Here is a 21,728-nt window from a genome sequence, read left to right on the forward strand (position 1 = left end):
CCAATCCATCACCTCGCAGCCGGGCCCGGCGCAGAGGGTTCCTTTCGCATCATTGCTCGCGAAGCTTGCTTGAAGCCGACGTCGCGACGCTGGCGAGGGGGAGGGCACGAAATGTTAACCATACAACCAGACCAAGCATTAACCATAAGGAAAGAGCTTATTTGGAAGACGCCCATTTTAAAGAAGTTGGCAAGGATTGGCTGCGAGATTTCTCCTCACACAACGGGTTCGGCCTCACTTCCGAGTTGAAGGAGCCGAGTTGGCATGACGCCGGACCGAAGTGACCGGTAAACCCGGAATGTCCCCCCAAAAAGTATTTCGTTCAAAGGGACAAACAACTATGACGAGCATTCTTACTAACGTCAATGCAATGGCCGCTCTCCAGACGCTGCGCGGCATCAGCGGCGAAATGGAATCCACGCAGAACGCTATCTCTTCTGGTAAGCGCGTCGGTTCGGCTTCGGACAACGCTGCCTACTGGTCGATCGCAACCACCATGCGTTCGGACAACTCCGCTCTGTCGTCTGTTCAGGACGCTATGGGCCTCGGCGCTGCTAAGGTTGATACCGCTTACTCCGGTATGGAAGCCGCTATCGACGTCGTTCAGGAAATCAAGAACAAGCTGGTTACCGCCGGCGAATCTTCTGCCGACAAGTCCAAGATCCAGGAAGAAATCACCCAGCTGCAGAACCAGCTGAAGTCGATCACCTCTTCCGCTTCGTTCTCGGGCGAAAACTGGCTGCAGGCTGACATCAGCGGCAAGACCAACGCTGTTACCGGTGTTGTCTACGCTTCTGACGACATCAACAAGCAGATCGTTGGCTCCTTCACCCGCGACAACAAGGGCAACGTTTCGGTCAAGACCGTCAACATCACGCTCAACGAATCGAACGTCCTGTTCGACCTTTCGGGCGGCGATGCCGGCATTCTCGACGCCAACTCGCTGAAGGGCATGCGCGTTGTTTCCGACTCGCTCGGTGCAGATCGCTACGCCAAGGTTAACACCGCTGCGATGAACGATACCAACATGGTATGGCGCGATATCGGCGGCGACGTATGGCAGAAGGGTAACACCCTCGGCGTCTTCTCCGACGGCACGAACGGCACCTTCCTGATGAAGACCGGCGGCGCATTCGTTGACGCAGTATTCTCGGCTACCGCCAACGAATACCAGGTCAACACCAACGCCCTGATCGCTACCAACGCTTCGGTCACGCTGACCTCTGGTGTATCGGTTTCCGAACTCGACATCACCAAGCTCGACGACTACCGCAAGTCTGGTGACGTCAAGAACCTCGGCATGGGCGACGGCACGAACGCTTCGGACGACGATATCATCGCCGCTCTGACCTCGTTCGTCGATGGCCAGCTCGAAAAGATGACCAGCGCAGCTGCAAAGCTCGGTGCCGTCTCCAAGCGTATCGACATGCAGAACGACTTCGTCTCGAAGCTGTCTGACTCGCTTGATCGCGGTGTAGGTCGTCTCGTCGACGCCGACATGAACGAAGAGTCCACGAAGCTCAAGGCACTGCAGACCCAGCAGCAGCTGGCGATCCAGTCGCTCTCGATTGCGAACTCCGACTCCCAGAACGTCCTGTCGCTCTTCCGTTAATCGGAACAGACATAGGAACAGGCGAAGTGGTGCGGAGGCTGACCGCACCACCGAGCTTAAAAAAGGCCGCGCCCGACACCGGGCGCGGCTTTTTCATTTTTCTTTTCCGGCTTCAATCTTCATTAACCAAATTGGGGTTACCTAGAGCCATCGAAACGGCGAGTTAACCAAGAAAATTAACCGGTTAGCAAGCATGAAGCTGTCCGCCGTTCCCGGTGTTAATCCGGAATGTCCCTTTTCGTAATCAGCCACTCAAGGGGCACTTTCTAATGACCAGCATTCTGACTAACATTGCAGCTATGTCTGCACTCCAGACTCTCCGCCAGCTCGGCTCCGACATGGAGAAGACGCAGGCTCACGTATCCTCCGGTCTCCGCGTTGGTTCCGCTTCGGACAACGCTGCCTACTGGTCGATCGCAACGACCATGCGTTCGGACAACGGCGCTCTCGGCGCTGTTCAGGACGCCCTCGGCCTCGGCGCCGCTAAGGTCGACACCGCATATGCCGCTATGGAATCGGCTATCGACGTCGTCCAGGAAATCAAGAACAAGCTCGTTGCTGCTTCTGAACCGGGCGTTGACAAGTCCAAGGTTCAGGAAGAAATCACCCAGCTGCAGAACCAGCTGAAGTCGATCACCTCTTCCGCTTCGTTCTCGGGCGAAAACTGGCTGCAGGCTGACGTCAGCGGCAAGACCAATGCCACGACCGGTGTTGTCTACGCTTCTGACGACATCAACAAGCAGATCGTTGGCTCCTTCACCCGCGACGCCAAGGGCAACGTTTCGGTCAAGACCATCAACGTTGTTCTGAACGAAACCAACATCCTGTTCGACCTTTCGGGCGGCGATGCCGGCATTCTCGATGCGAACTCGCTGAAGGGCATGCGCGTTGTTTCCGACACGCTCGGTGCAGATCGCTACGCCAAGGTCAACACCGCTGCGATGAACGATACCAACATGGTATGGCGCGATATCGGCGGCGACGTATGGCAGAAGGGTAACACCCTCGGCGTTTACTCCGACGGCACGAACGGCGCCTTCCTGATGAAGGTCGGCGGTGGTTTCGTCGACGCAGTATTCTCGGCTACCGCCAACGAATACCAGGTCAACACCAACGCCCTGATCGCGACCAACGCCACGATCACGCTCACCAACGGTGTATCGGTTTCCGAACTCGACATCACCAAGCTCGACGACTACCGCAAGTCTGGTGACGTCAAGAACCTCGGCATGGGCGACGGCACGAACGTCTCCGACGAGCAGATCATGGACTTCCTGATCTCCTTCACGGACGGTCAGCTCGAAAAGATGACGAGCGCTGCTGCACGTCTCGGCTCGATCTCCATGCGCATCAACATGCAGGAAGACTTCGCTTCCAAGCTGTCCGACTCGATCGACAGCGGTGTTGGCCGCCTGGTCGACGCGGAAATGAACGAAGAGTCCACGAAGCTCAAGGCACTGCAGACCCAGCAGCAGCTGGCAGTTCAGTCGCTCTCGATCGCCAACTCCGACGGTCAGAACATCCTGTCGCTCTTCCGTTAATCGGAAGGCCGCAAGGCTTCAAAACCAAAAAGGCCGCGCCCCCCGGGCGCGGTTTTTTTATGCGCGCGATTTTTTTCTTAATCTTCGTTGATTTTCCTTAACTTAAGTTGATTTCGCTTAACCTCGGTTGATTTTTATTAACTTTGGTAAATTCGGTTTAAGGTTTGTTAACCATTCGGGCGCTAAATGACCTCATCGAAACGATGGGTTAACCAAGACAAAGAAGAGGTTAACAGGCATCAAGGCCGAGCCAACGTTCCCCGGTGTAATCCCGGAATGTCCCTTCATCTAGCCAATCCAAGGGGCACTAGAAAATGACCAGCATTCTGACAAACACCGCAGCTATGGCTGCTCTCCAGACCCTCCGCACGCTCGGCACCCAGATGGAAGACACGCAGAAGCGCGTTTCCACCGGCCTGCGCGTCGGCACTGCTTCCGACAACGCCGCCTACTGGTCGATCGCGACCACGATGCGTTCGGATAACGGCGCTCTCTCCGCCGTCCAGGACGCTCTCGGCCTCGGCGCCGCGAAGGTCGATACCGCCTACGCCGCCATGGAATCGGTCGTCGACGTCGTCACCGAAATCAAGAACAAGCTCGTCGCCGCTTCCGAAGCCGGCGTCGACAAGTCCAAGATCCAGGCTGAAATCTCGCAGCTCCAGGATCAGCTTACGAGCATCGCATCTTCCGCTTCCTTCTCCGGTGAAAACTGGCTGCAGGCTGACATCGGTGGCCGCACCAACGGCACGACCGGCGAAATCTACGCCAGCGACGCCATCAACAAGCAGGTTATCGGCTCCTTCATCCGCGATGCGAACGGTAACGTCTCGGTTCAGCCGATCAAGATCCGCCTCGACGAAACCAGCGTTCTGTTCGACCTTTCCGGCGGTGACGCCGGCCTGCTGGATGCCAACATCCTGAAGGGTTACCGCAAGACCGAAGATACGCTCGGCAACGACCGCTACGTCAACATCAACACCAGCGCGATGGCCGACACGACCGTTTCCTGGGTCGAAATCGGCGGCGAAATCTGGGCGAAGGCCGATACGACGGGCAATCTGATGACCGGCGCGGCAGCGGACTACCTGCTGAAAATCGGCGGCGCATTCGTCGACGCAGTCTACAACGGCACGGCCGGCGGTTACGACATCGACACCAACGCCTTCGTCGCAACCAACGCTTCGATCGCATACTCCAGGGGTGTTTCGATCTCCGAACTCGACATCACCATGCTGGACGACTACCGCAACAGCGCCAAGGCAACCTACCTCGGCATGGGCACGAAGGCGACCGACTCGAACATCATGGATGCCCTGATCTCCTTCGTCGACACGCAGCTCGAAGGTCTGATCAGCGCCACCTCGAAGCTCGGTTCGATCTCCATGCGTATCGACATGCAGGAAAGCTTCGTCTCCAAGCTCACCGACTCCATCGACAGCGGTATCGGTCGACTGGTCGACGCGGACATGAACGAAGAATCGACCAAGTTGAAGGCACTGCAGACCCAGCAACAGCTCGGGATCCAGTCGCTCTCGATCGCCAACACCAATTCCGAGAACATTCTGTCGCTCTTCCGTCAGTAAGCGACGCCGTTGGCTAGAGCGGTCGTCCCGCTCTGACACGACAGAAATCCCGGAAAGAAGACCGCGTCCCCAAAAGGGGCGCGGTTTTTCGCGTTTCGGTCAATATTTTGCAGGATTTGCCCACATCGGCCGCCGTAACTTGCGCGAAGCCTGCACGGCCGATGCGACCAGGCGTTATGTATCTTGCCAATCTCCGCCCGCCTTTGCTAACTGTCGTTAACGATTTGTTAAGAACGACAGGCTGCCCGCATCGTGGATGCACATGGGCGGTTCGCATGATGCCTCCCGTCGTTTCCGGTGAAAAACTCCGGATCTTCCAGCATATTTGACCGAGGCACGGCCAATGACGAGTATCTTGACGAACACTGCCGCCATGGCGGCACTGCAGACCCTCCGTTCGATCGACCGCAACATGGAAACCACCCAGGCGCGCGTCTCGTCCGGTATGCGGGTGCAGACCGCCGCCGACAACGCGGCCTACTGGTCGATCGCCACGACGATGCGTTCTGACAACCATGCGTTGTCGACCATTCAGGATGCTTTGGGTCTCGGCGCCGCGAAAGTGGACACAGCCTATACCGCGATGGAAAGTGCCATCGACACGGTCATGGAAATCAAATCCAAGATCGTTGCCGCTTATGGCGTCGGCGCCAACCGCGGCAAGATCCAGGAAGAAATCACCCAGCTGCAACAGCAGCTGAAAAGCATTTCCGAATCGGCCACCTTCTCCGGCGAAAACTGGCTGCAGGATTACGTCAGCGACGGCGGCACCAATGCTGCCGAAAAGCCGGTCACCAAACAGGTCGTTGCCTCCTTCACCCGTACGGCTTCCGGTGAAGTCGCAGTCAAGACCGTCGACTATACCCTTGATTCTGGTACGGTTCTCTTCGATTTGAGCGGTGGCAACATCGGCATCCTCGACTCCTCGGTCCGGTTCGTTGCCGAGAACGAAACCGCTGTCACCGTGACGACGAAAACCGGCACGTTGGCGTCCGTGGACAAGAGTTATGCAGCCACCTTCCTGACGGAAAGCCAGCTCGCGGCGCTCGGTACCGATGCGAATGCCGCCGATGCTCGCATCTATCAGGTTGGCGCCACCAGCTATATGAAGGTCGCCGAGGGCCAGTGGGTGCAGGTAACGACCACCGACCCGAACCTTCCGACCGTCACTACTCCGGTGCATCAGCAGGGTGCGACGAAGTACTATTTCGTTGTCACGGCCGGTAACAACCTCGACAACCGAAAGTTGGGGATATCCGTCACCAATCTCGATATCAACAAACTGGCCGACGTGGCGACGCAGATGAACGGCATGGTCGCCGGCTCGGCGCCGGATAACGAAGCCGTTCTTGATATGATGGAGCGGTTCCTCGACAAGCAGCTGCAGGGCATGACCAGCGCTGCTTCCAGTCTCGGCTCCATCCAGAAGCGTATCGATCTGCAGGAAAGCTTCGTCGCCTCGCTGACCGACGTTATCGATAAGGGTGTCGGCCGACTGGTCGATGCGGACATGAATGAAGAATCGACCCGGCTCAAAGCGCTGCAGACCCAGCAACAGCTCGGCATCCAGTCGCTTCAGATCGCCAATACCAATGCGGAAAACATTCTGCAGCTCTTCCGGCAGTAAGACAAACGGTCAGAAGCACCGCAGCGTTCACCGCTCCCTATTATTCGAAGGCCGCTTGATGCGGCCTTCTCGAATTTTCGGAGGAAGGCCCCGAATTTCGGCAACGGGAAGGGGTGCGGCTCGGTATCTTCATCCTCGCACAAGTTTGACTTTCTACCGTTCCGCCTAGAACCCACGACTACGACGTCATCGTGGGCACAAACGCAACTAATCGGGATGATGCGATGATTGCAGCGGCGACATATCGCGCTTTCGGCCGGCTCATGAAGAGCCGCGGTCCGAGGGGCCATGCGGGTCGGGGAGTAGCTCCATGAGTGCTGCCCTTGCGCGTTATCTGAAGGATTTCAGCGAGCCTGAAACCCTGCCGGTCCCCATGATGGAAGCCACCTTCGGCGGAGGCTTTGACAACGATTTGATCCTTCCGGAAGTTGTGGAAGATCCGGTCGACCTCGAGGCTGAACGCAACGATGCCTATTCGAAGGGCTACGTGGCTGCATCCGACGAACTGCAGCAGCGCTTCGACGAAGAGCGTGCAGCACTCCTTGCGGCACATGCCGAGGAGATGGCGGCTCTGCGCGAACGTTACGAGACCGACGCAGCAGCCATGATCGCCGCAAAGTTCCAGGAAATTGCCGGCCATACGGCCCAGGCGATCAGCGATCAGACGGCGCGGATATTGTCTCCGCTGCTTGACGAGGCGCTCGTTGCGAAGGCGGTCTCCGATATGGCGGACATTATCCGCAATGCAATGCTGGATGGCGATCTGGGAACGCTTACGGTTCGCGGGCCTATCCATCTGTTCGAAAAACTGAAGACAGCATTGGCTGAACCCACCCTGGTTTGGCGCCATGTCGAAGCACCCGATCTCGATATCTCGGTGGATATCGGTGAGACCGCGCTCGTCACGCGCATGTCTGCCTGGTCGGCGAGCCTTAAGAAGGTACTGGCATGAGCGAGGGCGAAAATCATCATCACGGCAAGAACGAAGTCATCATCGTCAAGAAACATGGCGGTGGCCATGACGATGGCGCCCACGGCGGTGCCTGGAAGATCGCGTTTGCCGACTTCATGACCGCGATGATGGCCTTCTTCCTCGTGATGTGGCTGGTCAACGCCGCCAACGAGGAAACCAAGGCCTCGATGGCGAGCTATTTCAATCCGATCAAGCTTTCCGATTCCACGCCGGCCGAGAAAGGGCTCGAAAAGCCCGTCGATGCGTCCGAGGGACAGGAAAGCGGCGAACGTTCACGCGTCAAGGCGGACGGCACCGTTCAGGGTTCTGCGGCCGCGACCGGTGAGGATATGACCTCGACATCCGGTGACGAACCGAATTACTCCGAGGCGAATTTCTTCGAAAACCCGTATTCCGTTCTGGCAGAGATTGCTCAGGAAGTCGGTCAGCAGGCAAACGTCAGCGCCAAGGGCGAGGGCGGTGCCAGTGATTCCGGTCCGGCGACCGGTGCCGATGGCGGCGAGGCCTATCGCGACCCATTCGATCCGGATTTCTGGACGAAGCAGATGCAGGTCACCAGCGCAAATGGTCCGGAAACTGCCGTCAAGGTTCTGCCGAGCGACGATCCGCTTGCCCAGATGGGCGCGCCGCAATATCGGGCCACGCAGGATCAGGAACATCCGGAACAGAACCTGACGCCGCAGCAGCTGGCGCTCGCTGTTCCGACGCCACGTCCGGTGCCTGGCCAGCAGGATAAAACCCAGCAGCAGAATGGCGCTCCGTCAGACAAGCAGGCCAATCTGAACGGCCAGAAGCCACAGGACGGCGCAAAAGCCGACCAGCAGGAGCAGAAGGCCGCTGATCAACTGAAGCAGGAAATCGAACAGCAGATCTCCGGTGTCGCGGGCAAGCTTGCCGAAGGGCTCGTCGTGACGCCTGCCGAAGGCGGGATCCTCGTGTCGATCTCCGATCAGACCAACGACCCGATGTTCAATGTCGGATCGGCTGTTCCGCGGCGCGAGATGGTTCTTGCCATGGAAAAGATCGGCAAGATCCTGAAAGATCGCAAGGGCAGCGTCGTGCTACGCGGACACACCGATGGCCGCCAGTTCAAGGGCACCGAAAACGATAACTGGCGCCTCTCGATGTCGCGTGCTCACAGCGCCTATTATATGCTGGTGCGCGGCGGGCTCACCGAAGATCGCATCAAGCAGGTCTCGGGTTTTGCCGATAGACGCCTGCAGGTGCCGAACGATCCGCTCGCTGCGGCCAACCGGCGTATCGAAATCCTGCTCCAGGCGGATGAGGGATAAGAGATGGCGCTCAAGGGCATCAGACGTCTGCTGCTGGCCGGTCTTGTCGTCGGGGCATCTTCCGCGATTCCGGCCCTTGCGCAGCAGCAGGATCGCGGCGATCTGGCGCCCTATGCCATGCTTCGTTCGTTGCAGTTCGTCCAGGATTCGGTCGTGCTCGGCGATCATTCGGCGGCTGAAATGCAGCGCTACATGCTCGCGACGATCGACCAGCGGCTGCGCACCGCCGATCCTTCCATTTTCGAAGACCCCAGAAACGTCGATGCAGCCCTTGTCTATGCGATGAGCGGCGGCAATCCGGCAACGCTGGAGTTTCTCGCCTCGCGTGACGTCGCCGGCAATTTCGACAACCGCGTCGCCGACGCGCTGAGGAAATACCTGAGCGGCAAGGGTACGCTCGCAGCCAAGACCATTGCCGACATGGCGGTGGAATATCGTGACGAGAAGATCGGTCCTTATCTGTCGCTCGTCAGCGGTAACGTCGCCATCACCAAGGATCCCAAAGGTGCGCTCGTCTATTATGACTGGGCGCGTCTGACGGCTCCAGGCACTATTATAGAAGAAGCAGCGCTTCGCCGCTCCGTGGCGATCACCGTGGAGGCCAACATGGTTCCGCAGGCGCTATCTTATTCCACCAAATATGCCCGTCGGTTTATTCACTCTCCTTACGCCAGCCAGTTTGCCGATTTCTTCGTCCAACTGACCGTCGCTCATTTCGGTGAGATTACCGAGGACAACATCGACGGCGCGCTCGAATTCATGGATGCCGACAGGCGTCGCGAGATCTTTCTGCGGATCGCCCGTGCGGCGACGATCGCCGGCAAGAACGAGCTGGCCCGGCTGGCATCCGCGAAAGCCGAAGAATTGAAGGGAAGCCCCACCCCGGCGGCACTCGCGAAACTCTATGGCGGCATGGCAGATATCCCGACCAAGGACATCAGCACGGCTATGCAGGCCATCTCGAATGTGCCGGACGAGGCGCTTTCGCCGCGTGACCGCGCTCTGCGTCAGGCCGCAAAAACTATTGCGGACCAAGTCGTTACGCTTCCCACCGCCGAAAGCTTCGCGCAAGAGAAGCGTTCCAATATGCCAAACACAGTAGACGCGAAACCCAAAGTCGCGTTACCCAGGAATGAGATCGCTGGGTCTGCCCCCGCCGCGGAAGGTCCGCAGGCTGGCACCGCTGCCAAGTTCGATCCGGCCTTCCAGACATACGTCGATAGCGGTCGTTCGAAATTGAATGCCATCGATGATATGCTGAAGGAGGAGCGCGCTTCCAAATGATTACCGACATTCTGGGTAGTGCCAAAACCGGTGCGGCCGATGCCGCCTCGTCCGCAAAGGCTGTTGCAGGTCGCGACGCCAATTCCAAGGGCTTCTCCAACGCTCTGTCCGATCTTGATCGTGACGAGCCGCAGCAGGATGCCGATATCGCGGACGATCATCACAAACCCTCGTCCTCGCATGACCAGCTTGCGAGCAGCGACGACTCTTCGCGCAGGAAGAAGCCGATCGTCGATATTCGGCCGGAATCCCTTCGCCGCGCATCCCTCGAGCAGGAGGCGACCGACGCGAAGCAGGCCGCAGCCGGTGCGAAGACCAACGAGCCGCATATGACGCTGGCGGAGAAGAAGCTCCGTGAAGCGCTAGCGGCCGCCAAGGCGATTACCCAGAAAGCCGACGAGCAGACCGGTAACAAGAAGACAGATGAGACGCGCGGGAAAAATGCCGAGCGGATTGCCAAGGAAGATAAGCTGAACGCGCAGCAGGACGACGATATCGATCAGTCGATCCTCGCAGCAGACGATGCCAAGATTTCCGACATGCTGTCGATGTTGGGCGGGAGTGCCCAGGCCGAGGTTGGCCAGGGGCAGGTGCTGACGCACAAGGACGCCCGGTCACAGCAGGTTAAGCACGCCAAGGATGATGAGGATCATTCTCTTCAGAAGGACGGCATTGCCGTCCCGGAAGGCGGACAGACCAAGCGCCTGCACATTGTCGATCCGCTCGGCCCGGATCCGCTTTCCATGCCATCTGATGCCGAAGTGCCGGGAACGAAGCAGTTTCGCTTCAGCAATGCGCGTGATGGGCAGAGCATGTCCATGACGGTGGGCGAAGGCCAGGGCGATCGTAACACGGTGGAGTTCAGGCAGGGCGCGAACGGTGCGGCCGAGAATGTTACGGTTCTTGATTCCCGTCGCTTCCTCGGTCTTGCACCGAATTCCAACAGTTCCAATCTGTCTGCGCTGATGTCCGGCGATTCCGAATGGGCGGCTGCAATGCATCCGACCTCGGCACTTTCCAATGCGGCGATCCAGAGCAGCACCGGAAACGTCGTGAATACGCTCAAGCTGCAGATGAACCCGCATGACCTCGGTTCCGTCATGGCAACGCTGCGTCTGCATGGCGAAGAGCTGAACGTTCACCTAACGGTGGAGACGCGTGCGGCCTATCGTCAGCTCAGCGAAGACAGTGGTGGCATTCTGGATGCATTGCGCGCCCAGGGTTTCTCTGTCGATCAGGTGACCATCAGCATCGCTCCTACGGCCGACTCTGACACGAACAACAGTCAGCAGCCCGGTCAGAACAACCAGGCCGGCCAGCAATTCACGGAAGGCGGACGCCAGGGACAGGCTGCAGATCGCGGCCAGCAACAGGCAGGCAATAATCGCCAGCCGGCGGACGATCGCATGAGGACAACGAATGAAGCAGTACAGGACAATGCGCAGGCTCCGGCTTCTGGCGGCGCTCGCCCTGGTCAGCTTTACCTCTGACGCCTGCGCAGGCTCCCTGTTCAGCCCCGGTGGCTGGGGTAACGGCACTGTCGCCGTCCCGGCCACTCCCCAGGCAGCTGCAAGGCCGCAGGTCAGCCCGCGAGCGAGCTTGACGACTTCCGGAATGGCTCCGGCAACCCGTCGCACTCCGGTCAGCCTGCCGCAATCGACAGGCGTTCCGGCCAACCCGGGCGCCTGCGAAAAGGAAATCCAGTCGGCTGCAGCCAAATACGGCATACCGGAAGGTATCCTTTATTCGGTCGGGCTGACGGAGACGGGGCGCAAGGGAAGCCTTAGCCCCTATGCCATGAATATTGAGGGCAAGGCATATTTTCCGCCCTCACCACAGGCTGGGATGACCGCATTCTATGAGGCAAAACGCCAAGGAGCGAAGCTGATAGACATCGGTTGCATGCAGATAAATCACCACTTCCATGGAGAGAATTTCTCCTCTCCGGAAGAGATGTTCGACCCCCGGCGCAACGTGGAATACGCTGCCAAGTTTCTCCGGGACCTTCACGACAGGCATGACACCTGGACCATGGCGGTAGCAAGATACCATGCGGGGCCAAACAACAATCCGGCTCAGAAGCAGTATGTGTGTCGCGTCATCACCAATATGATCGCGACAGGCTACGGACAATGGACGTCGAATGCGTCCAAATTCTGTAACGCGTGAAGCAATTACAGGTTGAATTCGCTCCGATAAGAATCGCAAAATTGCATCCCCACTGCTTTTATGACAAAGTGGCGGTGCAAGCATTCTTTTACAAAGTGTTAATTTGTCCACTGGATTTTTGTGGCCCATATTGGGTCACCCACTACATCTAGTGCAAATCGCGAGACAGTTCTTAATCAACTATTAATTTGTTTGGTTAATTTCACACAGCTTGTCTCGGAATCCCTCGATTCGTACCCATACAGCCATCGAAACACCACAACTGATTCGGAGGCGGACGAATGATCGTAGTGGTTGATGAGCGTGAGCTCGTGAAAGACGGATACACATCTCTGTTTGGTCGTGAAGGTATTCCTTCGCAGGGATTTGATCCAAGTGAATTCAGTGAATGGGTAAACACGGCAGCTGACTCGGATATCGCCGCAGTCGAAGCCTTCCTGATCGGCCAGGGCGAGCGTTCGCTCGAACTGCCGCGGGCCATTCGCGACAGGACCATGGCACCGGTGATCGCAGTCAGCGATCAGCCGTCGCTGGAGGCGACCCTTGCCTTCTTCGATTCGGGCGTTGACGACGTTGTTCGCAAGCCCGTTCATCCTCGCGAGATCCTGGCGCGTGCCGCTGCGATCCGTCGCCGTCTGAAGGCGATTTCCAACTTCACCGACATCGGTCCGATCCGCGTCTTTTCTGACGGCCGCGATCCGGAAATCGAAGGCGACGTCTTCCCGTTGCCGCGTCGCGAGCGCCGCATTCTGGAATACCTAGTCTCGAATCGCGGTCGCCGCGTTTCCAAGACCCAGATCTTCAATGCCATCTACGGCATCTTCGACGAAGAAGTCGAAGAGAACGTCGTCGAAAGCCACATCAGCAAGCTGCGCAAGAAGCTGCGCAAGAAGCTCGGCTTCGATCCGGTCGATTCCAAGCGTTTCCTTGGCTATTGCATCGACTGGAGCTGATTTTTCAGCGGGGCCTTGCCGCAATTTTCGGCGGGGACGAGAAGCAGACAGCTTCACGCAAGGCCCATCCCTTACTCTCTCCATCAGTCAAAAAGGAGATTTCCTATGAGTATTTTCGGCACGATGAAGACGTCGGTCTCGGGCATGAACGCTCAAGCCAACCGTCTCGGAACTGTCGGCGATAACATCGCCAACTCTTCGACGGTCGGTTACAAGCGCGCCTCCACGGCATTTTCGTCGCTGGTTCTGCCGTCTACCCAGGGTTCTTATTCCTCGGGTGGTGTTGAGACCAACGTTCGCTATAGCATTGCCGAGCAGGGTGGCATCCAGTACACGACGTCGTCGACCGACCTTGCCATCCAGGGCGAAGGTTTCTTCATCGTCAGCGACCCGAACGGTTCTCCTTTCCTGACCCGCGCCGGATCCTTCCAGAAGGATCCGAACGGCTTCCTCACAAATACGGCCGGTTACAAGCTGATGGGTTATCCCTACGGCTCCAACCCGCCGGCGGCCGTCGTCAACGGCTTCAACGGTCTGGAAGAAATCAACATCAACGATTTCGGTCTGGTGTCGTCGCCGTCCAGCCAGGGTAGCTTCCCGGCCAACCTGGACAAGGAAGCAGATATCGTTCCGGCAGGCACTCGTCCGAGCGACAACGTCGCCGGCAGCGTCATCGGCAACAAGGCCTCGCTTACCGGTTACGATCACGCTGGTGCCAAGGTCCTTTACGACTTCTACTACACGAAGACCGGCACCAACGAATGGGAAGTCTCGGTCTACCGTCAGGATCAGTCGACGAACGGCGGCTTCCCCTATACTGCTACGGCGCCCGCAAGCCTTGTTCAGACGAAGGCAGTGCTGCGATTTGACCCGAACACCAACAAATTGGTGAGCGCTCCTTACGTCGCAGGCCCGCCGTCGACCGGTTCCATGAAGGATCTTACCATCACGGACCCGAACGATGGCGCGACACCCGCGCAGAAGATCAAAATCGACCTGTCCGAAATGACGCAGTTCGCCAGCGACTTCACACCGGGCAAGGGCATCATCAACGGTAACGCGCCGAGCCCGATCTCCGACGTCGAAATCGGCGGTGACGGTGTTGTTACGGCGGTTTACCAGGACGGCGGTCGTCGTGCGATCTATCAGGTTGCTCTCGCCACGGTTCCGGCCATCGACAAGCTCAAGCCGCAGAACGGCAACGTTTATCTGCCGACCAACGACTCGGGCGTCGTCACCATCGGCTTCCCGGAATCGGGCGCATTCGGCCAGATTTATTCCGGCGCGCTGGAAAGCTCCAACGTCGATATCGCCGGCGAGCTGACCGAAATGATCGAAGCCCAGCGCGTCTACACGGCAAACTCCAAGGTCTTCCAGACCGGTTCCGACCTGATGGACGTCCTGATTAACTTGAAGAGATAACCGGTAGACTTAATCGAGAGAATAAGTCTCAAGAGGTCAGTAAAAAATGTCGCTCGCATCCGCATTGTCCACGGCTCAGTCGATCTTCACCAACTCCGGCACGCAGTCCGGCGTGGTTTCAAAGAACATCGCCAATGCCCAGAACCCGGATTACCATCGCCGTTCCGCGATGGTAATCACCGGCGGCAACGGAGCGAGGATTGATGATATTGTCCGCGCTCAAAATTCTCCGCTGCTTCGTCAGGCGGTCGAAAGCACGGGTATCGCCAGCGGCCAGCGTACGTTGCTGGACGGACTGACCGAAATCAAGAACCTAATGGGGGGGAACGACAATGAGCTCTCCCCCGCCAATCTGATCGCAAAGTTCCGTGAAGGTCTCGATACCTTCGCGTCGAAGGCGAATGAAACGGCAACCGGCGCTGCGGTCATTTCGGGCGCGCAGGATCTGGCTTACGCCCTCAACACGTCCGCCAACAAGCTTCAGGCGATCCGCAAGGATGCCGATGATCAGATCAAACAGAATGTTTCCGACCTGAATTCGCTCCTCGCCAAGTTCGAGGGGGTGAACAACCAGGTCAAGAACGCCACCGCGGCAGGCACCGATCCCAATGATGCGCTGGATCAGCGCGAGGCGCTTGTAAAGCAGATCTCCGAAATCGTCGGCGTGACCTCTTATGTCCGCGGCGACAACGACATGGTGCTCTACACGACGAGCGGTGTAACGCTGTTCGAAGCCATTCCGCGTAAGGTCACGTTCCAATCGACCGCCGCATTCGATGCCTCGACCGTCGGTAACGGCGTCTATATCGACGGTGTCCCCGTGAAGGCTGGCGACGGCCCGAATACCACGGCAAAGGGTTCCATCCAGGCTTACCTCCAGCTGCGCGACGACGTCGCGCCGGTGTTCCAAAGCCAGCTGGACGAGATCGCTCGCGGCCTGATCACCGCATTCCAGGAAACCGGCCCGACCGGCGCGCTGACCCCGAAGACGGGTCTGTTTTCCTACAAGGACCCTTCGGGCACCGTGCTGACGAACATTCCGGCTGCCGGAACCATCGTTCCTGGCATCGCGTCGCGCATCTTCGTCAATCCGGTGGTTATTCCACCGGCCGGCACGCCCGACAAGCTGCGGGACGGCGGCATCAATGGCACGACCTACGTCGTCAACACGGGCGGCGGCAGCAGCTACGGCGACCTGCTCGACAAATATAACGAGAACCTCACCAATCCGATGACCTTCTCGGCTGCGACCGAGATCGCCGACGCACCGGACCTGATGTCCTTCACGTCGGACTCCATGGGTTGGTTGGAACAGCTGCGCAGCACCGCGACCGCAAGCGACGATACGAAGACGGCGCTGCTGACGCGCACGCTCGAAGCCTATTCCAGCACAACTGGCGTCAGCCTCGATGAAGAACTGTCGCTGCTCCTTGATATTGAACAATCCTATAAGGCCGGCGCCAAGCTGATGTCGACGATTGACGATATGATGAAAGCCCTCTTGGATATTGCGAGCTGATCATGAAGACCTCTTTCATTTCCACATTGTCGGTACAAACCACGATGCGAAATTCGATCGCAGGCGTGCAGCGCGAGATGGTGAAGGCCAACCAGGAGGCCGTCACTCAAAAGCACGCCGATCTCGGCGTGACGCTCGGCGCAAGTACTGCCCGTGCGCTCGATCTGTCCCGCGATATCACGCGCATCGAGTCCCTGCACAGCACCGCCGCTCTCGCCACCCAGCGACTTGATAGCGCTGAACTGGCGATGGATAACATGAACAAGGTCGGCCTGGACATCCAGAGCGCGATGTTGACACTTGGTACATCCTCGGACGCAACCAATCTTGCGACGGCGCGTTCGGCAATGAAGGACGCTCTGGAATCCTTCACACAGTTTGCCAACACCTCGGTACAGGGCGAGTACATTTTCGCCGGCATCAATTCTGACGTGAAGCCGCTGCAGGATTATTTTGCGCCGGGCTCGCCTGCGAAAGCTGCCTTCGATACCGAACTCAATTATTACGTAGTGACCGTCAAGGGTTACGCCAGCAAAGATCAGATGACCGCTGGCGATATGGGCCAGTTCCTTGATGATCTTGAGAAGAAATTCAACGGAACCACTCCGTTGACTGCTCCTCCTCACCCGGCGGCGATGGCCGGCAAAGATCTCTGGACCAGCTATTTCTCCAGCGCCAGCGACGAGAACATGAAGTCGCGCATCGGCCCGACTGAAGTGATCGACAGCTCGACGAATTCGAACAGCCAGGGAATGCGCAACTTTGCCTTCGCTTCGATCGTTTCCTATGAGCTGCTGCAGCCGACTGCCAAGCAGGAAGCACGCGATATCGTAGCGGAGCGCACCCGGACTGCCATCAGCAAGGCGATGAACGGTGTAGACAGTATTAACCAACAGCGGACTAATGTTGGTATCGCTTCCGAACGTGTCTCCAAGGCTGAGGAAAGGTTGGAGGCGCAAAAGGATATTCTGACGAAGAGTCTCGGCAGCATGGAGAACGTCGACCCCGAAGAGGCGGCGACCCGGCTGAACACGATGAAGACGCTTCTCGAGACCGCATACACCGTAACGGCAAAGATACAGCAGTTGAGCCTAGCCAACTACCTTTGATGATTAAAGGTAGGCTCGTGAAGAGGATACATGAATGTACCAATTTTCATATGCCGAGATCATGGAAGATGGCGTCGCAAACGCCAAGGATCGTGAACGGCAGGCCCTTGATCGCTCGATAGAGCTTCTTGGCGTCGCTCGCGACGAGGGCACTTATACCCGAACTACGGTTGAAGCTCTGTTTTATACACGGCGCGTCTGGATTCGCTTCGTCGAAGACTTGCGTCAACCGGACAACGAGTTGGCTGGTGAACTGCGTGCGGACCTGATTTCGATCGCTATCTGGATTTTGAAGGAATGCGAGAAGATCAGAAAACGTGAATCGAACAATTTCCAGGGCATTATCGACGTGACCACCATCATCAGGGATGGACTTAAATGAAAAGTACGCTTCGCATCTCTCTGAAATCCGGCGAGCGGATCTTCATCAACGGCGCGGTGTTGCGCGTTGATCGCAAGGTTGCGCTGGAATTCCTCAACGACGTCACGTTCCTTCTGGAAAACCACGTTCTCCAGCCGGAAGATGCGACGACGCCGCTTCGGCAGCTCTACTTCATCGCCCAGATGATGCTCATCAATCCGGAAGGCAAGGATCAGTCGATGGCACTGTTCCGCAAGTCGGTGGCCATGCTGCTGAGCTGCTTCCACGACGACGATATCCTGGCCGAACTCAAGCGTGTCGATGGAATGGTGGCTTCGGGTCGCGCCTTCGACGCCCTGAAGGCGATCCGCGCGCTCTACCCGGCCGAAGACCGCATCCTCAACAATCAGGAAATCGCGCCGGCGACCGTCGAGCGCATCCGCAAGGAGATTGCACCGTGGCGGTAGACGCAATCAACAACAACAATCCCTATGCGTCCGCCAACGGCAAGGCCGCCTCGGCGGATGCCACTTCGTCGACGCTCAACTACAACAACTTCCTGCAGTTGCTCATCGCCCAGATGAAGTATCAGGATCCGACGGATCCGATGGATGCCAGCGAGCAGATTGGCCAGCTGGCGACCTTCTCGCAGGTCGAACAGTCGGTGAAGATGAACTCGAACCTGTCGTCGCTCATCCAGGCGCAGTCGTTCTCGCAGGCTTCCGACATGATCGGCAAGTACATCACCAGCGCCGACGACAAGGTCACGGGCCTCGTCAAACAGGTGGAAGTCTATTCCGACGGTGTTGTCGCCATCACTGAAAAAGGCGATAAGGTTCTGGTTCAGCCGGGAATCATTCTCTCGAATCAGGCGCCTTCCAGCACGCCTCCGAAAGACGATACCAGCGGCGGGGACGATTCCTCGGCATGATGCCGAAATACCATTGAAAGAAGGAGCCGGCGCAATGAATGAAGCCGATGCCCTCGACCTTATGCAGGCGGCGATCTGGACCATCCTGGTCGCCTCTGGTCCCGCGGTCATGGTGGCCATGGCCGTCGGCGTCATTATCGCCTTCATCCAGGCACTGACGCAGATCCAGGAAATGACCCTGACCTTCGTGCCGAAAATCGTGTGCATCATGATCACGATCGGCATTACGGCGCCGTTTATCGGCGGCCAGATCAATCTTTTCGCCAATCTGGTCTTTTCGCGGGTGCAATCAGGTTTCTAGCCGCCAGGCTTGGAACTGATTGTCGCCCGCTTCGCTTTTTCGCCTTCCCCACCTTCGCGCAAGCTTCGCCCTTTAGTCAGGGTGTTGAACTGGCAGGAAAACCTCTTGCCCCATCTCATGAAGAGACGGAAAAGCTATGGCGCAACCACCTTCAATATCTGTCCCGAAGGCCAGTCCGCAGGGCCGCGATGTCGGCTTCGCCCTTGGCATCGTTGCAATCCTCTGTATCCTGTTCCTGCCGATCCCACCGTTCCTGATCGATATCGGTCTGGCGATTTCCATCGCCTTGTCGGTCTTGATCCTGATGGTCGCATTGTGGATTCAGCGGCCGCTCGATTTCTCGTCCTTCCCGACGGTTCTCCTCATTGTCACGATGGTGCGATTGTCGCTCAACATCGCGACAACGCGTGTGATTCTGTCTCACGGCAACGAGGGTCACGGCGCAGCCGGTAACGTCATTCAGGGCTTTGCCGGCCTTGTGATGTCCGGCGACTTCGTGATCGGTGTGATCGTCTTCATGATCCTGATCACGGTCAACTTCATCGTCATCACCAAGGGTGCGACGCGTATCGCGGAAGTCGGCGCGCGCTTCACCCTCGATGCCATCCCCGGCAAGCAGATGTCGATCGACGCCGATCTGTCCGCCGGCATCATCGACGAGAAGGAAGCGCAACGCCGCCGTTCCGAACTCGAAGAGGAAAGCTCCTTCTTCGGTGCGATGGACGGTGCGTCCAAGTTCGTCCGCGGCGACGCGATCGCCGGCCTGATCATCACCGCCATCAACGTCTTCGGCGGCATCATCATCGGTTATTTCCGCCACGGCATGCCGATCGGCGAAGCGGCCGACGTCTTCGTCAAGCTGTCAGTCGGTGACGGTATCGTTTCGCAGATTCCGGCTCTTATCGTTTCGCTCGCAGCCGGCTTGCTTGTCACCCGCGGCGGTACGTCCGGTTCGACCGACAAGGCCGTTCTCGATCAGCTTGGTGGTTACCCGCGCGCACTCTGGACGTCCGCCGGCCTGATGGGCCTGCTTTCGATCATCCCGGGCCTGCCTTTCCTGCCGTTCATGACGCTCGCTGGCCTGCTGGGTTTCGGTGCCTGGGCCATTCCGCGCCGGATTGAGGCAGAGAACAAAATCCGTCGCGAAGACGAGGAAAAGAAGGTCGTCCAGACCAAGGAAGCCGAGAAGGATTCGGTCAAGTCGGTCCTCAAGACCTCCGAAATCGAACTGGCACTCGGCAAGCAGGTCTCGACCCGTCTGCTCGGCCAGCATCAGGAACTCGCCTTCCGCGTCGGCAAGATGCGCAAGAAGTTCGCGACGCAGTACGGTTTCGTCGTGCCGGAAATCAAGGTTTCCGACGACATCTCCATTCCGGAAAAGTCCTACGGCATCCGCATCCACGGCACGACGATTGCGTCGAATACGCTGCGTGTGGGCGACGTTCTCGTCGTCACCGGCTCTGGCCGCAAGCCGAGCATTCCCGGCGACGAAATTCGCGAACCCGCGTTCGGCATGCCGGCCGTCTCGATCCTCGAAACCTTCGCCGAAGACCTCAAGCGCGAAGGCTTCCACCCGATCGACAACGTCTCGGTCGTGCTGACGCACCTGTCGGAAGTCATCCGCAACAACCTGCCGCAGCTTCTTTCCTATAAGGACGTCAAGATCCTAATCGAGCGCCTCGATCCGGAATACAAGAAGCTGGCGGACGAAATCTGCTCGTCGCACATGTCCTATTCGGGCCTGCAGGCGGTGCTGAAATTGCTTCTGGCGGAGCGCGTCTCGATCCGCAACCTGCACCTTATCCTGGAAGCGGTCGCAGAACTCGCCCCGCATGTCCGCAAGACCGAACAGATCGTCGAACACGTCCGTGTCCGCATGTCGCAGCAGCTCTGCGGCGACTTGGCCGACAACGGTGTGTTGCGCGTTCTTCGCCTTGGCAACAAGTGGGACATGCTGTTCCACCAGGCTCTCAAGCGCGACAACAAGGGCGAAGTCATCGAATTCGACATCGACCCGCGCACGCTGGAAGAATTCAGCGAACAGGCGACCAAGGTTATTCGCGAATTCATGGACCGCGGCCTGCCGTTCGTGCTGGTCACCTCGCCGGAAACGCGCTCCTATGTCCGAATGATCATCGAGCGTCTGTTTGCGACGCTGCCGGTTCTCTCGCATGTGGAACTGGCAAAGGGGCTCGAGATCAAGATTCTCGGCGCGATTTCGTAAGTGTGCATATCGGGGTCGAGTGATTTCATTCGGCCCCGAAGCAATCTATCCTGTCCGCAAAGGACGATTCTTTCATGCTGACCGACCCGCAGGGGACCATTCTCGCACTTTTCCTGGCGTTTTGCCGGATGGGCGGGTGCATTATGGTTATGCCGGGTTTCGGCAGCGCCCGCATCCCAATGCAGATCAGGCTCTTCACCGCAGTGGCGGTATCGATGGCCATCCTGCCGGTGCTCTGGGATTCGATTTATCCGAAGGTTTCCGGGCCGGGTTCGGTCTATGTGGCGCTGATCTTTACGGAAAGCCTGATCGGTGTCGTCTACGGGCTGATCGCCCGGCTCTACACACTGAGCCTGCAGTTTGCCGGCACGGTTTTGACGATGTCGATCGGTTTTACGGCTCCAGGCGGCCATGACGTCATCGAAGACACCAACGACAACCAGATGATCAACCTCTTGACGCTGAGCGGTCTGCTGATGCTGTTCATGATGGATTTCCATCACGTCGTCTTCAAGGCTCTGGTCGATTCCTACACAGCGACGCCGGTCGGCGGGATTATCGATTCTCAGAAGATGCTGATCACGCTGACCGACACGCTGCGTGCCTCGACCATGATCATGTTGCGGCTCGCGAGCCCGTTTCTGATCTATGGCCTGATGTTCAACGTCGCGGTTGGCCTGGTCAACAAGCTTGCGCCGCAGATACCGGTCTATTTCATCTCGACGCCGTTCCTGCTCGTCGGCGGGATTTTCCTTCTTTACCTCTCGATCGCCGCGCTTATCCGTCAGTATGTGGATGGGTTCATGCCGATCTTTACCTCGTTTTAG

Annotated in this window: 19 protein-coding genes; all 19 read left to right on the forward strand. The window is 58.0% G+C overall.

Annotated features, from left to right (window positions below):
- Nucleotides 1–340 precede the first annotated feature (340 nt).
- The 19 genes from KX729_RS34225 (at nt 341) to fliR (ending at nt 21,728) form a co-directional block, all read left to right on the forward strand.
- Nucleotides 341–1,612 carry a flagellin N-terminal helical domain-containing protein gene (locus tag KX729_RS34225; protein WP_219741289.1) on the forward strand — a complete coding sequence of 424 codons (1,272 nt, stop codon included), beginning with the start codon at nt 341–343 and terminating at the stop codon, nt 1,610–1,612.
- Nucleotides 1,613–1,881: 269 nt separating this feature from the next.
- The gene (locus KX729_RS04695; protein ID WP_219741290.1) at nt 1,882–3,153 is read left to right on the forward strand and encodes a flagellin N-terminal helical domain-containing protein; all 1,272 of its coding nucleotides are present in this window, start codon (nt 1,882–1,884) and stop codon (nt 3,151–3,153) included.
- 314 nt (nt 3,154–3,467) lie between these two features.
- Nucleotides 3,468–4,736, forward strand: a complete 1,269-nt coding sequence (locus tag KX729_RS04700; protein WP_219741291.1) for a flagellin N-terminal helical domain-containing protein — start codon at nt 3,468–3,470, stop codon at nt 4,734–4,736.
- Between the two features lie 343 nt (nt 4,737–5,079).
- Nucleotides 5,080–6,363, forward strand: a complete 1,284-nt coding sequence (locus tag KX729_RS04705; RefSeq protein WP_219741292.1) for a flagellin N-terminal helical domain-containing protein — start codon at nt 5,080–5,082, stop codon at nt 6,361–6,363.
- Nucleotides 6,364–6,673: 310 nt separating this feature from the next.
- Nucleotides 6,674–7,315 carry a hypothetical protein gene (locus tag KX729_RS04710; RefSeq protein WP_219741293.1) on the forward strand — a complete coding sequence of 214 codons (642 nt, stop codon included), beginning with the start codon at nt 6,674–6,676 and terminating at the stop codon, nt 7,313–7,315.
- Nucleotides 7,312–8,628, forward strand: coding sequence for a MotB family protein (locus tag KX729_RS04715; protein WP_219741294.1), 1,317 nt, complete (start codon nt 7,312–7,314; stop codon nt 8,626–8,628). Before KX729_RS04710 ends, KX729_RS04715 begins: the two co-directional genes overlap by 4 nt.
- A gap of 3 nt (nt 8,629–8,631) precedes the next feature.
- Nucleotides 8,632–9,912, forward strand: coding sequence for a chemotaxis protein MotC (gene motC / locus KX729_RS04720; protein WP_219741295.1), 1,281 nt, complete (start codon nt 8,632–8,634; stop codon nt 9,910–9,912).
- Entirely contained in the window at nt 9,909–11,402 is a 1,494-nt protein-coding gene (fliK, locus tag KX729_RS04725) for a flagellar hook-length control protein FliK (protein ID WP_246617416.1), read from the forward strand. The genes motC and fliK overlap by 4 nt, the downstream gene beginning before the upstream one ends.
- 124 nt (nt 11,403–11,526) lie before the next feature.
- Complete coding sequence (locus tag KX729_RS04730) at nt 11,527–12,081, forward strand: transglycosylase SLT domain-containing protein (RefSeq protein ID WP_219741296.1); 555 nt, start codon at nt 11,527–11,529, stop codon at nt 12,079–12,081.
- 281 nt (nt 12,082–12,362) lie between these two features.
- Nucleotides 12,363–13,034 carry a transcriptional activator Rem gene (rem, locus tag KX729_RS04735; protein ID WP_219741297.1) on the forward strand — a complete coding sequence of 224 codons (672 nt, stop codon included), beginning with the start codon at nt 12,363–12,365 and terminating at the stop codon, nt 13,032–13,034.
- A gap of 105 nt (nt 13,035–13,139) precedes the next feature.
- Nucleotides 13,140–14,456 carry a flagellar hook protein FlgE gene (locus tag KX729_RS04740; protein WP_219741298.1) on the forward strand — a complete coding sequence of 439 codons (1,317 nt, stop codon included), beginning with the start codon at nt 13,140–13,142 and terminating at the stop codon, nt 14,454–14,456.
- Nucleotides 14,457–14,502: 46 nt separating this feature from the next.
- Complete coding sequence (gene flgK / locus KX729_RS04745) at nt 14,503–15,975, forward strand: flagellar hook-associated protein FlgK (protein ID WP_219741299.1); 1,473 nt, start codon at nt 14,503–14,505, stop codon at nt 15,973–15,975.
- 2 nt (nt 15,976–15,977) lie between these two features.
- On the forward strand, nt 15,978–17,084 hold the full coding sequence (locus tag KX729_RS04750; protein ID WP_219741300.1) for a flagellar hook-associated family protein: 1,107 nt from the start codon (nt 15,978–15,980) through the stop codon (nt 17,082–17,084).
- A 34-nt stretch (nt 17,085–17,118) separates the two neighbouring features.
- On the forward strand, nt 17,119–17,466 hold the full coding sequence (gene flaF / locus KX729_RS04755) for a flagellar biosynthesis regulator FlaF (protein ID WP_219741301.1): 348 nt from the start codon (nt 17,119–17,121) through the stop codon (nt 17,464–17,466).
- Nucleotides 17,463–17,912 (forward strand): flagellar biosynthesis repressor FlbT, encoded by a 450-nt coding sequence (gene flbT, locus KX729_RS04760; protein WP_219741302.1) that lies wholly within the window; start codon nt 17,463–17,465, stop codon nt 17,910–17,912. The genes flaF and flbT overlap by 4 nt, the downstream gene beginning before the upstream one ends.
- Nucleotides 17,903–18,376 carry a flagellar hook assembly protein FlgD gene (gene flgD / locus KX729_RS04765; RefSeq protein ID WP_219741303.1) on the forward strand — a complete coding sequence of 158 codons (474 nt, stop codon included), beginning with the start codon at nt 17,903–17,905 and terminating at the stop codon, nt 18,374–18,376. The genes flbT and flgD overlap by 10 nt, the downstream gene beginning before the upstream one ends.
- Before the next feature lie 34 nt (nt 18,377–18,410).
- The gene (gene fliQ / locus KX729_RS04770; protein WP_219741304.1) at nt 18,411–18,677 is read left to right on the forward strand and encodes a flagellar biosynthesis protein FliQ; all 267 of its coding nucleotides are present in this window, start codon (nt 18,411–18,413) and stop codon (nt 18,675–18,677) included.
- Between the two features lie 136 nt (nt 18,678–18,813).
- Complete coding sequence (gene flhA / locus KX729_RS04775) at nt 18,814–20,901, forward strand: flagellar biosynthesis protein FlhA (protein ID WP_219741305.1); 2,088 nt, start codon at nt 18,814–18,816, stop codon at nt 20,899–20,901.
- A 74-nt stretch (nt 20,902–20,975) separates the two neighbouring features.
- Entirely contained in the window at nt 20,976–21,728 is a 753-nt protein-coding gene (gene fliR, locus KX729_RS04780) for a flagellar biosynthetic protein FliR (RefSeq protein ID WP_219741306.1), read from the forward strand.

The organism is Neorhizobium populisoli, from assembly GCF_019430945.1.
Taxonomy (GTDB): domain Bacteria; phylum Pseudomonadota; class Alphaproteobacteria; order Rhizobiales; family Rhizobiaceae; genus Neorhizobium; species Neorhizobium populisoli.